At 69.9% G+C, this 13493-nt stretch carries 13 protein-coding genes; 5 read left to right on the plus strand and 8 right to left on the minus strand.

Going from position 1 to position 13493, the window contains the following annotated elements; translation table 11 throughout:
- Positions 1-600: 600 nt before the first annotated feature.
- Complete coding sequence (gene miaB, locus C3B71_RS10305; protein ID WP_108967890.1) at positions 601-2250, minus strand: tRNA (N6-isopentenyl adenosine(37)-C2)-methylthiotransferase MiaB; 1650 nt, start codon at positions 2248-2250, stop codon at positions 601-603.
- A gap of 165 nt (positions 2251-2415) precedes the next feature.
- Here miaB and C3B71_RS10310 point away from each other — a divergent pair, with 165 nt between their 5' ends.
- Genes C3B71_RS10310 through C3B71_RS10325 form a run of 4 tightly spaced genes read left to right on the plus strand, consistent with a single transcriptional unit; the run spans position 2416 to position 5847 of the window.
- Positions 2416-3249 carry an amino acid ABC transporter ATP-binding protein gene (locus tag C3B71_RS10310; RefSeq protein ID WP_108967891.1) on the plus strand — a complete coding sequence of 278 codons (834 nt, stop codon included), beginning with the start codon at positions 2416-2418 and terminating at the stop codon, positions 3247-3249.
- A 49-nt stretch (positions 3250-3298) separates the two neighbouring features.
- A complete protein-coding gene (locus tag C3B71_RS10315) occupies positions 3299-4204 on the plus strand; it encodes a glutamate ABC transporter substrate-binding protein (protein ID WP_083565803.1) in 906 nt (301 codons plus the stop codon).
- Positions 4205-4240: 36 nt separating this feature from the next.
- The gene (locus C3B71_RS10320) at positions 4241-4921 is read left to right on the plus strand and encodes an amino acid ABC transporter permease (protein WP_073330619.1); all 681 of its coding nucleotides are present in this window, start codon (positions 4241-4243) and stop codon (positions 4919-4921) included.
- Positions 4918-5847, plus strand: coding sequence for an amino acid ABC transporter permease (locus C3B71_RS10325; RefSeq protein WP_073330622.1), 930 nt, complete (start codon positions 4918-4920; stop codon positions 5845-5847). The genes C3B71_RS10320 and C3B71_RS10325 overlap by 4 nt, the downstream gene beginning before the upstream one ends.
- Before the next feature lie 7 nt (positions 5848-5854).
- Here the strand turns inward: C3B71_RS10325 and C3B71_RS10330 are convergent, their stop codons facing one another.
- Positions 5855-7393, minus strand: coding sequence for an NAD(P)/FAD-dependent oxidoreductase (locus C3B71_RS10330; RefSeq protein ID WP_108967893.1), 1539 nt, complete (start codon positions 7391-7393; stop codon positions 5855-5857).
- Between the two features lie 222 nt (positions 7394-7615).
- On the opposite strand from C3B71_RS10330, the gene C3B71_RS10335 reads away from it, so the two are divergent.
- Positions 7616-8908: a hypothetical protein gene (locus C3B71_RS10335; RefSeq protein WP_108967895.1), complete on the plus strand. Its 1293-nt coding sequence runs from the start codon at positions 7616-7618 to the stop codon at positions 8906-8908.
- Between the two features lie 457 nt (positions 8909-9365).
- Here the strand turns inward: C3B71_RS10335 and C3B71_RS10340 are convergent, their stop codons facing one another.
- The 6 genes from C3B71_RS10340 to pgsA form a co-directional block, all read right to left on the minus strand.
- On the minus strand, positions 9366-9857 hold the full coding sequence (locus C3B71_RS10340) for a regulatory protein RecX (protein ID WP_073330631.1): 492 nt from the start codon (positions 9855-9857) through the stop codon (positions 9366-9368).
- Entirely contained in the window at positions 9857-11047 is a 1191-nt protein-coding gene (recA, locus tag C3B71_RS10345; protein WP_108967898.1) for a recombinase RecA, read from the minus strand. Before recA ends, C3B71_RS10340 begins: the two co-directional genes overlap by 1 nt.
- 207 nt (positions 11048-11254) lie before the next feature.
- The gene (locus C3B71_RS10350) at positions 11255-11491 is read right to left on the minus strand and encodes a DUF3046 domain-containing protein (RefSeq protein WP_073330637.1); all 237 of its coding nucleotides are present in this window, start codon (positions 11489-11491) and stop codon (positions 11255-11257) included.
- 228 nt (positions 11492-11719) lie between these two features.
- Positions 11720-12142 (minus strand): helix-turn-helix domain-containing protein, encoded by a 423-nt coding sequence (locus tag C3B71_RS10355; RefSeq protein WP_170866493.1) that lies wholly within the window; start codon positions 12140-12142, stop codon positions 11720-11722.
- A 152-nt stretch (positions 12143-12294) separates the two neighbouring features.
- Entirely contained in the window at positions 12295-12861 is a 567-nt protein-coding gene (locus C3B71_RS10360) for a CinA family protein (protein ID WP_073330640.1), read from the minus strand.
- Positions 12858-13475 carry a CDP-diacylglycerol--glycerol-3-phosphate 3-phosphatidyltransferase gene (gene pgsA / locus C3B71_RS10365; RefSeq protein WP_108967900.1) on the minus strand — a complete coding sequence of 206 codons (618 nt, stop codon included), beginning with the start codon at positions 13473-13475 and terminating at the stop codon, positions 12858-12860. The genes C3B71_RS10360 and pgsA overlap by 4 nt, the downstream gene beginning before the upstream one ends.
- Positions 13476-13493: the final 18 nt, after the last annotated feature.

The raw sequence follows: 13493 nt of genomic DNA on the forward strand, positions 1-13493 counted from the left end.
TCGGCGGCCGGGGCGGCGGCTGGCCCAGTGGTGTTGTTCGAGTCCCTGTGGTGAGTCTGCACACTCCAGAAGTGAGCGCCGCGACAGAATCCGCGGAATTGTGCGGATTTGACCTGCGGCCCGGGTGTCATGACAGTGCTCCAGTGTGCAACGAGGGCCTCGTTGCACACTGGAGCGATGTCACCGGATTCGGGACGAGAAACCACTTCCGCGTATTTCCAGGGGAAAACGGCGGTCAGCCGAGTCTGCTCGGATCACCCTTGCGTGCAGACCGGCGCTAGTGCGCAGACACGCTCCGCCACCAACCTCGCCGCCGACGTGCCGCGCCCGACCACATGGAGTGCTACCCACCTCAGCACGCAACTACTACCGACCTGGCCGGGCCACCCACGGACGCTCCCGCACCACGCAGCCCAACCCCCTACGGCGTGGCCGACCACACCCCATAGACTTACCCGTCTAGGGCGGTCCAAGTAGAGCTTCGCGGTCCAACGCGCCAACCGCTGACCCGAGCACACCAGCCGCCACCCGCCAGCCCACCACACCCCCAAACACGAAGGGCCACTTCGTGCCGAGGTCCTTCTACGGCCCAGCCGGCAGTCAGGCGCCGACGCGGATGGTGGGCATGCCGATGGCCACGGGCGCAGCATCCGGCTCGGGCGCAGTGTGCGCCTCGCGGCGGCGCCGCTCCCAGGCATCCCCGGCCCGGGTGCGCCGCACCTCGAACAGGGCGGGGCCGCCGTCCAGCCAGATGCGGTCCCCGGCGCCTCGGCCCTCACCGTCCACGGCCGCCCCGTCGGGCACGGTGCCGCAGCGGGCGGAGTCGGCAATCAGGTTGTGGGGGGCGCCGTGGGTGACGCGGACGGTGAGCATGTCGCCGGGCCGCGGGGCGCCGCCGGCGTAGTCGTCCGCAGCCAGTCCGGCCGGCAGGGCGGCGTGCACCAGGCGGTTGTCGTCGGCGCGTCCGGAGACGCGCGCCGTGGCCTGGTCGCGGCGCCCCTCCCCCTCGGCCACGAGGATCTCGACGACGCGGCCCTCCTGGCGCTCGTTCTCCTCCTGGGTGATGCGGCGCACCAGTTCGTCCAGTCGGGCGTAGCGCTCCTTGACCACCTCGATCGGCACCTGGTCGGGCATGCCTGCGGCCGGGGTGCCCGGGCGCGGAGAGAACTCGAAGGTGAAGGCGGAGGCGAAGCGGGCCTGTTCGACGACGTCGAGGGTGGCCTGAAAATCCGCCTCGGTCTCGCCGGGGAAGCCGACGATCAGGTCGGTGGTGATGGCCGCCTCGGGCATCCGCTCGCGCACGCGCTCGAGATTGTTCAAGAACCGCTTGGTGCGGTAGGAGCGGCGCATGGCCCGCAGGATCCGGTCCGACCCGGACTGCAACGGCATGTGCAGGCTGGGCATGACCGTCGGCGTGTCGGCCATGGCGTCGATGACGTCATCGGTGAAGGCGGCGGGGTGGGGACTGGTGAAACGCACCCGCTCAATGCCCTCCACTGCGCCGGCAGCACGCAACAGGCCGGCGAAGGCGCCGCGTTCACCGAAGCCGACACCGTAGGAGTTGACGTTCTGCCCCAGCAGGGTGACCTCGATGGCCCCCTGGGCGGCGACGGCCTGGATCTCGGCCAGGATGTCACCGGGGCGCCGGTCGCGCTGCTTGCCGCGCAGGGAGGGCACGATGCAGAAGGTGCAGGTGTTGTTGCAGCCCACCGCGATGGACACCCAGGCGGCGTAGGCGGACTCGCGCCGGGTGGGCAGGGTGGACGGGAAGACCTTCAGGGACTCCTCGATCTCCACGGCCGCCTCGCGGTTGTGGCGGGCGCGCTCCAGCAGGGCGGGCAGTACATCGATGTTGTGGGTGCCGAAGACGACGTCGACCCACGGCGCCCGCTCCACGATCCCCTCCCCCATTTGCTGGGCCAGGCAGCCGGCGACGGCGATCTGCATACCGGGGCGCTCCCGCTTGACGGCGGCGAGCTGCCCGAGGTTGCCGAACAGGCGGGTGGCAGCGTTCTCCCGCACCGAGCAGGTGTTGATGATCACCACGTCGGCGCCGCCGTCGCCGGCGGCGGTGGCGCGAGCGGCCGCCTCGGGCACGTCCTCGGCACGGCGATATCCGGCCTGTTCCAGCAGGCCGGCCATGTGCTCGGAATCGTGGACGTTCATCTGGCAGCCGAGCGTGCGCACGTGGTAAGTGCGCAGGTCGTCGCCGGCGCGGGCGGCGGTGGCGGGAACATCAAGCATGGTCATCGTGCGCAGTCTAGAAGCCGCGGCGCCCACCGCAGAACCAGGCCGCCCCGGGCCTGCGCCTCGGGCCCCAGCCGTGAGATTTGTAACACCAGCGCACAGCGCCTGTTACAGGTTGGAAACATGGCCGGACCATTCCCGACACGGTCGCGGTATGTCATGAGCCGCATGAGTACCTCCCCGTCGCCCGCGCCCAACCGCCCCGCCGACGCCGGCCCCGCCGACGCACTCATCACGGATGCCGCGCCGGCCGCCGCGGGCGGGAACGACGTGCTCGTGGAACTCGTCGGCGTCAACAAGCACTTCGGCGACCTGCACGTGCTCAAGGACATCGACCTGTCGGTCACCCGGCAGGAGGTCGTGGTGGTGCTCGGCCCCTCCGGCTCCGGCAAGTCGACCCTGTGCCGCACCATCAACCGGCTGGAGTCGATCGACTCCGGCACCATCCGCATCGACGGCCAGGAACTGCCGCAGGAGGGCAGGGAGCTCGCCCGGCTGCGCGCCGAGGTCGGCATGGTGTTCCAGTCCTTCAACCTGTTCGCCAACAAGACGATCCTGGACAACGTCACGCTGGGCCCCATCAAGGTGCGGGGCGTCTCCAAGCCGGAGGCCGAGGCGGAGGCACACCGACTGCTGCAGCGCGTGGGGGTGGACTCCCAGGCGAACAAGTTCCCGGCGCAGCTCTCCGGCGGGCAGCAGCAGCGCGTCGCCATTGCGCGCGCCCTGGCGATGCGTCCCAAGGTGATGCTCTTCGATGAGCCCACCTCCGCCCTGGACCCGGAGATGGTCAAGGAGGTCCTCGACGTCATGGCGGAGCTGGCCGCGGAGGGCATGACCATGATCATCGTCACCCACGAGATGGGTTTCGCCCGCCAGGCCGCCGACCGAGTGGTCTTCATGGCCGACGGCGCCATCGTCGAGGAGGCCGCCCCCGACGAGTTCTTCACCAGCCCGCGCACCGAGCGCGCCCAGGACTTCCTGTCCAAACTGATCACCCACTGAAGTCCCGCATCCGCTCACCACTAGCACCGCCCACCGATAGGAGGTCGGCATGCATCCCCTCAACCACTCGCGCCGCCGCAGCCCGCGCGATGTGCCCGCACGGCGGCGCCCCCGCTCCCGGCCGGCGCGCCGCGCCCGGGCCGTGCTCGCCGTCCTCCTGGGGCTGACCCTGGGCGTCACGGGACTGGCCGCCTGCTCCGGCGGTGACACCTCCGCGCACTCCATCCGCATCGGCATCAAGTTCGACCAGCCCGGCATGGGCCTCAAGGACGGCTCGGAGTACACCGGCTTCGACGTCGACATGGGCCGGGCCATCGCCGCCAAACTGGGCTATCAGGAGGACGAGATCGTGTGGGTGGAGGCCGTCTCCGCCCAGCGAGAGACCATGCTGCGCAACGGGCAGGTGGACATGGTCATCGGCACCTACTCGATCACGGACGCGCGCCGGGAGAAGATCACCTTCGCCGGCCCCTACTTCATCGCCGGGCAGGACCTGCTGGTGCGCTCCGACTCGGACATCTCCGGTCCCGATGACATGGATGGCCACATCCTGTGCTCGGTGGAGGGCTCCACCTCCGCCCAGACGATCCGCGACAACTACTCCACGGGCACCCTCCAGCTGTTCCCCGTACGCTCTTACTCCCAGTGCGTGGAGTTCCTGGCCGCCGGCACCGTCGACGCCGTGACCACCGACAACATCATCCTGGCCGGATTCGCCGCCCAAGACAATTACACGGGCAAGGTGCAGGTGGTCGGCAACGCCTTCTCCGAGGAGCACTACGGCGTCGGTCTGCCCCAGGGGAACCCCGACCGCTGCCTGGCCGTCAACCAGGCGATCACCGACATCATCGCCGAGGGCACCTGGAGCCGGCTGCTTCAGGACAACGTCGGCACCGCCTTCGACCCCGATGCGACCCTCAACCCGCCGACGGTCGACGACTCGCTGTGCGAGTAGGCGGCCCGGAATCGGCAGGAAGGAAAGGAAGAGCCATTGGGTGAGCTGCTATCCCAGTACGACGTCCTCGGCGCGTTCCTCGTCAACATTGAACTGACACTCTTCTCCGCGATCGGCGCCGCCCTGCTCGGCACCATCCTGATGATCATGCGGGTTTGTCCGATGGGCTCGCTGCGTGGCTTCGCCGCGGCCTTCACCAACATCGTCATGAACATCCCGCTGACCCTGATCATCCTGGCCTGCTCGCTGGGGGTGTACGGACAGCTCGGCATCGTCGTCTCGGGCCGTTGGGGCGACCAGTGGCTGGCACGCAACTCCTTCTGGCTGACGGTCATCGGCCTGAGCGTGTACACCGCCACCTTCGTGTGCGAGGCGCTGCGCTCGGGGCTGAACACCGTTCCGCCCGGGCAGGCGGAGGCCGCCCGTGCGATCGGTCTGGGCTTCGGGCAGACCATGGGGTCGATCATCCTGCCGCAGACCCTGCGCGGGGCGGTGGCCCCGCTGGGCAACACCCTGATCGCGTTGGCCAAGAACACCACGGTCGCCTCGGCCGCGGGCGTGTCCCAGGCGGCCTCGGTGATGTCGGACATGTTCGAGTTCTCCCCGCAGCACCTGCTCGCGATCTTCGCCGTCTTCGCGATCGGCTGGACCATCATCGTCCTGCCGATCGGACTGCTCACAACCTCTCTGTCCCGGAAGCTGGCGGTGGCCCGATGAACGACCAGTCCCTCCTGTTCGACCTGCCCGGTCCCCGGGCCCGGCGCCGCGAGCGCATCGGCAACGCGATCGGCATCGTGGTGCTGGTGGCGCTTGGGGCGTGGGTGATCGTCGCCCTGGCCGCCAAGGACCAGTTCACCGCCGCCCGCTGGGCGCCCTTCCTGACCGTCTCCGCCTGGACCGACTACCTGCTGCCGGGCCTGTGGGCGACGCTGCGGGCCGCCGCCGTGGCGCTGGTGGCCGCCTTCGTCTTCGGGGTGGTCTTCGGGCTGGGTCGGCTGGCCGACGCCCGCCCGGTGCGCTGGATCAGCACCGTGGTGGTGGAGTTCTTCCGGGCGGTTCCCGTGCTGGTGCTCATGCTGTTCTTCTACTTCATGTTCTCCCAGGCGTCCTTCGTGCCGGCCACCTCGGCCGCGTTCTGGGGCGTGGTCACGGCCCTGACCCTGTACAACGGGTCGGTGGTGGCCGAACTGGTTCGCTCCGGCATTCACTCCCTGCCCTCCGGGCAACGTGAGGCGGCCCTGGCGATTGGGCTCACGCCGGCCCGCTCGCGCCGGCTCATCGAGCTGCCGCAGGCACTGGTGGCGATGATGCCGGCCATGATCAGTCAGCTGATCGTGGCCCTGAAGGACACGGCCCTGGGATACATCATCACCTACTCCGAGCTGCTGGCCGCAGGCAGCCTGTTGGGCAGCGCCAAGGCGAACCTGATCCCGTCGCTGATCGTCACGGCCGTCATCTTCGTGGCGCTCAACTTCGGCATGTCCTGGGCGGCGCAGCGCCTGGCCGACCGGCTCTCCCGCCGCACCAGCGAGCAGATGAGCACGGTCACCGGTATTGCCACCGCCGCGGACGTGGCCGACGTCCCGACCCCAGCGCTGCCGGTCCCGCCGCGTCCGGAACGCTCGGGACGACGGCCCCGGTAAGGCCTGCCTACTCCGCTGTTTCCTTGGTCGCGTCCGTCTGGGCCCGCGCACGCTGCTGGGCCAGCCGGGCGTCGTGCTCCGCGGCGGCGGCGAAGGCGGCGCCCGGTGCGGCCACCGAACCGAAGCTGGCCAGGTCGCGGCGAAATACGGCGGCGGCGAACCAGTCCATCATGATGCGCACCTTCCGGTTCAGGGTGGGCATGGCGTACACGTGGTAGCCGCGGTGCGCGGTCCAGGCCGGCAGACCGCGCAGGTTATGGCCCAGGATGCGAGCCACCCCCTTGCCGATGCCGAGGGAGGCGACGGTGCCGAGGTTCTCGTGGCGGTAATCGGCCAGCTCCACCGACGCATCGGGGTCGGCCGCGAGCGTGGCGGCCAGATTGTCGGCCAGTACCTTCGCCTGGCGGACGGCGTGCTGGGCGGTGGGGGCACAGGTGGCGGCCGGGTCCTGGCTGGTCAGGTCGGGCACGGCCGCGCAGTCCCCGGCGGCCCAGGCGCCGTCTACGACGACGCCGTCGCGGGCCACCTGCAGGGTGGGCAGGGTGGTGACGCGCCCGCGCCCCTCGATGGGCAGGTCGGAGTCGGCCAGCACCGGGGCGGCCTTGACGCCGGCGGTCCATACGATGGTGTCGGCGTCGAACTCGGTGCCGTCGGACAGGACCACGTGCCCGTCCACGCAGGAGTTGAGGAAGGTGGACAGGCGCACGTCGATGTCGCGCTCGCGCAGCTGCTGCAGGCCGTAGCCGGACAGCTCCTCGGTCAGTTCCGGCAGGATGCGGCGAGTGCCCTCCACCAGCACGAAGTGCACATCGCTCTGCTCGACGCTGGGGATCTTGGCGACGGCGGCCCGGGCCATGTCCTCGAGTTCGGCGATCGCCTCCACGCCGGCGAAGCCGCCGCCCACGAACACGAAGGTCAGTAACCGCCGGCGGCGGTCGTGGTCCCAGGTGGAGGCGGCCTCCTCGATATTGGACAGGACGCGATTGCGCAGGGCCAGGGCCTCCTCCACCTGCTTGAAGCCGAGGGCCTGCTCGGCCAGGCCGGGAATCGGCAGGGTGCGGGCCTCGGCGCCCAGGGCCAGCACCAGGTGGTCGTAGGCGAGCTGGTAGGGCTCGGGGACCACGCGCGTGGATTCGGGGGTCGGGGGCGTGATGGTGATGTTGCGGTGGGCGTGGTCGATGCCGGTGACGGAGCCGGTCAGGATCGTGATGCCGTCCAGGCCGCGGCGGTGGGAGGCGACGACGTGGCGCGGCTGGATGGAGCCGGCCGCGACCTCCGGCAGGAAGGGCTGGTAGGTCATGTATGGGCGCGGGTCGACGACGGCGATCTCGACCTCGTCGGTGTTCAGCCGCCGGCGCAGCGCCCGGGCGGTGGTGAAGCCGACGTATCCGCCGCCCGCGATGACCACGCGGGGCGGGCGGTGGCGGCCCTGGTCGACGGCGACGGCGGGCACGTGCGGACGCGGCGAGCGGATGGTGACGGCGAGGGCGGCGCCTGCGGCCGCCAGGCCGGCGGCGCCGAGGGTGATGGCGACGGGACGTCTCATAGGGAAAATGTAAGGGTTGCCTTACGTAAGGAGAAAGCGGCCTCGGCGCCGCTACCCATGATTCGCCTCACACCCGCGCCCAAACGCGCCGATACCAGCACTAGTCACGTGCCGCAATGCCTCCCGCACCTCCGCCAATGTCCGAGCAAATAACGCTTGCGAAACCGTGACGTGGCTGTTTTACTGCCCATTGTCTCAGCCATTGACCCAGGAACTTGAGTGATGCGACTTCGTAGTCTCCCCCGCCGTACGACCGCACTGGTCGCCGTCTCCGCCCTGACTGCCGCGGCGGCATGCTCCTCCCCCACGGCGACGGAGGCCGACTCCTCCGCTGCCGCCTCGCCGAGCCGCGCCACCTACGGCACGCAGGCCCCTTTGGTGGGTAACGCGAATTTCGAGGCGGTAGGCCTGACCGCGACCACGTTCAGTTTCAAGGCCGAATCGGGCACGGTCCGCGCGGACGAGCTCGGAATCACCTACATCGACCCTCGCACAGACGATTCCGCGGACCTGACGGTACGTCGCACCCTGTGGGACGGCACCGAGGCCTGGTCCGCAGCCGTGGCGGTGCCCGACGGCGCCGCCGACATGCAGGCGCGGTTGAGCCTGGACCCGGCAATCGGGGTCGTCTCGGTCTGGTTCTCCGGCCCGGACGCGCCGAGCGAGGACGGCGCCATCATCCTTAGGAACACCGACGCCATGTCCGGTCAGGTCACCTGGCTGGACGTGGAGACCGGTAGGGCCGTCTCCGAGGATCTGATGGTCACCGCCTCCGATCTTGCGGGCGTGTCCGTGCGCACGAATGAGGACTTCGTGGGCGCTATCGTCATGGAGGACGACTCGACGACCTCCGGCCTGCTGCATGTCGACGCCGACCTCACCTTGGCGGGCTCGGCCTGGGGCGACCTGATCTCGGCTGAGGGCGACTTCCAATTGAGCGGCGTATCCCAGTGGAACAGCGTGCCTTTGTTCACACTCGTCGACAAGAATGACGGCAGCAACAACATCGTGCAGTTCGGCTCCACCGAGCTGCTGACCGCCGACAGTGACGCCATCCGGTTCATCCCCGGCCCCACGCACCTGGGTCTGAAGCACGATGAGGACCTGTGGCTGGTGGATGATACGGGCACCGTCGTCGAGGTCGACACCAGCGCCTGCGAGCTGGGCAACAACCACCAGTACCCGACAATCTCCGACACGGCACTATATGCCGGCCTCGCTCGCGTCACCCTCGGCGACATGTCCGTGGAGTGCCTGGCAGACATCGCCCCCACCCCGGACGCCGCGATCGTCGGGGAGTTCTCCGACGGCAACCTGCTGCTCGCATCAACCCTGTCCAACGCGCAGGTGCGCGGCACCTGGCTGGTTCCGGCCGACCGTTCCGAGGCCGTGGAACTGGACAGCCTCGGCCCGGTTGAGGTGCACTCGGACCACGTCGTCAACATCGTGGACGGCTCCGAGAGCACGTTCGTGGACGTCTACGACTACCGCGATCTGCTGCCGACGCAGCAGTGACGCCGACCGCAGAGCACGGCCGGGCAGGACTAGGCACCAGGGCTAGGTCGTGTTGTGTGAGTCGTTTGTGCCGGTGGGTCGGTGTTGGCGATGTGGGTGGTGGTCTGGTAGCGGATAGCGAGTTCGTCGTACCTGGTGGCTACGGGGCCCCAGCTTGAGTGGGCTGGTGTGCGCCCGTCGAAGGGGGCGAGTGGGTCTTGCACCGCCCCGGTTGGACCGCCCACGCCCCGTTGGACCGCCCACGCCCCGATGGACCGCTGTAACCGGCGGCTACGGCGGTCCAACCGGGGAACAGGGGTCCAACGGGGGAACAGCGGTCCAACCGACAGGCTCAACAGCCACACACCACCACCCAGCCACACACCGCCACCCAAGCACTTACACAACAGGACCTAGACCGCCCCAGTCGGTCCCGGGCAGGGCCTCCGCTTCGGTGCTCGGCGGGGCGACGCCGGAGTTACTCCTCCGCCAGGGCCCGCTCGACCGCGCCCGCGGCAACGGAGGCGGAGTAGCCCTTGCGTCCCAGCGCGGCCAGGGCCCGCCGACGGCGCACGGTCGGCTCCAGGCCCCGGCTGACCGCCAGCCGTTTGCGCGCCAGCGCCAGGGCGGCAGCGGCCTCGTCCTCGCCGTCGATCTGCTCCAGGGCGGCACGGATGTGTCCCTCCCCCAGCCCCTTGCGACGCAGCTCCTCCGCGATGGCGCGGCGGGCCGCGCCCTTCTCCGCAAAGCGGGTGCGTGCCAGGCGGGCGGCATAGGCGGCGTCGTCGATCACGCCGGCGGCCTCCAGGCGATCCAGCACCTCCTGGGCAACGACGGGATCAACCTCCTTGCGCTCCAGCAGCTGGGCCAGGGCGGCGCGTGGGGCGGCGGAGCGGTCGAGGCGGCGCAGGACGATATCCCTGGCCGCCTCGACCTGCTCGGTGTGGGCGTCCGGGGTGAGCCAGGGCATCAGAAGCCGCCGGCGTCCTCACCGAACATGGCGTCGGCCTCTTCCGCCGCGGCCGCCTTCGACTTGCGCCCGCCGGACTTCGCACCGGCGCCCTTCGCGGCGGTCTTCGCGCCCGCCGGGGCGGTGGCGGCGGCGGCCTTCTCCGCCTCCTCCTGCGCGGCGGCCTCGCGGGCCTCACGGCCGGGCTCCCCGATGCCGAGGGTGGCCAGGATCTTGTGCTCGATCTCATCGGCCAACTCGGGGTTGTCCTTCAGGAAGGCACGGGCGTTCTCCTTGCCCTGCCCCAGCTGGTCGGTGCCGTAGGTGAACCAGGCGCCGGACTTGCGCACAATGCCGTTCTCCACGCCCAGGTCGATGATGCCGCCCTCGCGGGAGATGCCCTGGCCGTAGAGGATGTCGAACTCGGCCTGCTTGAAGGGCGGGGCCATCTTGTTCTTGACGACCTTGGCGCGGGTGCGGTTGCCGACCGGCTGGTCGCCGTCCTTGAGGGTCTGGATGCGGCGCACGTCGATGCGCACGGAGGCGTAGAACTTCAGGGCCTTGCCTCCGGTGGTGGTCTCGGGGTTACCGAAGAAGACGCCGATCTTCTCGCGCAGCTGGTTGATGAAGATGGCGGTGGTGCCGGTGGAGGACAGGGCGCCGGTGATCTTGCGCAGCGCCTGACTCATCAGCCGCGCCTGCAGACCGACGTGGGAGTCACCCATCTCCCCTTCGATCTCCGCCTTGGGCACGAGGGCGGCGACGGAGTCGATGACGATGATGTCCAGCCCGCCGGAGCGGATCAGCATGTCCGCGATCTCCAGGGCCTGCTCGCCGGTATCCGGCTGGGAGACCAGCAGGTTGTCGGTGTCCACGCCCAGGGCCTTGGCGTACACCGGGTCCAGGGCGTGCTCGGCGTCGATGAAGGCGGCGTTGCCGCCGGCCTTCTGGGCGCTGGCGACGGCGTGCAGCGCCACGGTGGTCTTACCGGAGGATTCGGGACCATAGATCTCCACGATGCGGCCGCGGGGCAGCCCGCCGATGCCCAGGGCGACGTCGAGGGCGACGGAGCCGGTGGGGATCACGGAGACGGGCGGGCGGACGTCGTCGCCGAGCCGCATGACCGAGCCCTTGCCGAAGGACTTGTCGATCTGGGCCAGGGCTGTGGCCAGAGCCTTGGAGCGGTCCTGTGTCTGAGTTGCGGTGGGCATTGGTATTCCTCTGTTCTAATGCGGCTCGCCGCCGCGGCGGATACGGCTGGTCCTGGTTGCGGAAGCCCCTCTCCGGGGCTCGCGAACGACGTTATGCCGGACCACTGACATGAATCAGCACCCCTCCGCGACCGCTGTGGCCGCGGGGTGCACGAACGTCGCCTGTGGACCACAGTAGGCGAACAGTTGTTCGAATGCGAGCGGTGCTCACCGCGTGTCGCGGCGGCGCCGACGCGGGTCGTCGCGGAATACCCAGCGGTCCGCCTCACTGCGGTCGGTGTCATCGCACAGGGCGTGCCAGACATCGCGCGGCGGCACGCCGGCCTCAAGGGCCTCCACGCTGGTGCGGCCGATACCGGAGAGCACCAGGTCCTGCGCCAGCGAGCGCCCGTAGGCGGAGCCGAACACGGTGTCGACGGCGCGCCAGAACTCTGAATGTTTCATGCGGCTCCTCGAGGTCGAGTGGGCGGCTTCGCACCGCCGGGATGGACATGGGCGGGCGCCGTCGGCGCGGCACCGACAACGCCCCTGCGGGCGGATCGCGGCGTGGACAGTGCCGTGGGCAGTATGGCGCAGGGCCGGCTCCGGGACGCGATCGTGCCCGGGAGGGGCCGCCGCAGCGGCCCACAACCGGGCACGATGTGAAGACGTAGGCGTTCCGCCGGAACGGGTTCAGCGCAGCGTCAGACCCTGTTGGCGGACCAGCTCGTCGGGGACGGTGTCGGGTACGACCACGCCCTCGGCGATGGCGATACGGTCGGAGACCTCACGCAGCACCGCGGACAGCGGGGCGTCGAGGGCCTGGCAGATCGAGGCCAGCAGTTCGGAGGAGGCTTCCTTCTGACCGCGTTCGACCTCGGAGAGGTAGCCGAGCGAGACACGGGCCTGGCTCGAGACCTCACGCAGGGTACGTCCCTGGTGCTGACGCACCGAGCGCAGTACCTCGCCGATCTCGCGGCGCAGAAGGATGTTCTCGTGCTTGTTCGTCGCGTTGTCCACGGCGGTGCCATGCCCCGCCGCGGGTGCTTGCCGCATCGGTGCGCGGCCCGCCGGGCGTGCGGGACGGGTGGTGCGGGGGTGAGTCACGTTGTTCATCGTGTGGCACAACCATTCGTGTGGCGGTTTCATTCCCGCCTCCGGCGGGTCCTCCCCCGGCGGCGTTGAGACGATCCTTCCCGACAAATCTGGAAGAAGCCTGGGGGTTCCGTCGGTAAGACCCAGGTTATCCGGCCGTCGGTTCGCCCGCGCTACTCGACGGCGTCCGCGCCGGGCGGCGGGGCGGCCTCGAGCAGCGCGCCCGCCAGGGCCAGCACCGCGGTGGTGGCGCCGTCACGCACCGCATCCCGGTCACCGGACAGGTGCAGCTCGCGCGCCAGCGTCCCCCAGGGTGAGGCGACGGCCACATGCACGGTGCCGGCCGGGTGTCCGTCGGCCGCGCCCGGCCCGGCCACCCCGGTGGTGGCCAGGCCCAGATCGGTGCCCATGAGCCGGGCCACGCCCGCGGCCATCTGCTTGGCCACCTCGCCGTCGACCGGCCCGGTTGCGGCCAGGCGGGCGGCATCCACCCCCAGGACCTGCTCCTTGATGCGGGTGGCGTAGGCGACGACGGCGCCGACGACGACGGCCGAGGCCCCGGGCACGCTCACCAGCGTGGAGGCGACCTGGCCGCCGGTGAGCGACTCGGCGACCGACAGCGTCAGACCGCGTTCCTCCGCCTTGGCCAGCAGGAAGCGCGCCGCCTCCACCAGGGTGCTGTGATCGCCGTCGGGAGCGGACGCCGCGGTGGTGTTCTGGTCGGCGGGGGTGGCGCTCATGCGGTCTCCTCCCCACGTGCGATGCGGCGGGCCTGCAGCACGTAATCCACGCCGGTGACCACGGTGACCACCAGGGCGGCACCGATGGCGGCGTAGGCGAGGGCCACCAGCACATTGGCGAACCCACCCGGCAGGAACATCGTCCAGGGCAGGAGCAGCCCAATGATGCCGGTCATCTGCAGCGTGGTCTTGAGTTTGCCGCCGCGGGAGGCGGCCATGACGGCGCGGCGCAGCATCACGAACCGCATGACGGTGATGCCCAACTCGCGCACCACGATGATGATCGTCACCCACCACCACAGGTGCCCGGCCACGGACAGCAGGATGAATGCGGACAGGGTCAGCGCCTTGTCGGCGATGGGGTCGGCGATCTTCCCGAAGCTGGTGATCAGGCCCCGGGAGCGGGCCAGCTGACCGTCCAGCTTGTCCGTTATCGCCGCCACGACGAACACGATCGTGGCCGCCAGCCGCATGCCGTCACCCAGCTGGAGCATCAGCCAGATGAAGACGGGGACCAGGATCAGCCGCAGCACCGTCAAGACGTTGGCGATGTTCAACAATGGGGGCGCGCTCGCCTGCGGGGCGGTGGCCGGTTCGCCGGGTGTGGTGTTCATCGCCCTCCAGCCTAGATG

It is taken from the genome of Actinomyces sp. Z16 (genome assembly GCF_003111765.1).
Lineage (GTDB): Bacteria > Actinomycetota > Actinomycetes > Actinomycetales > Actinomycetaceae > Actinomyces > Actinomyces glycerinitolerans.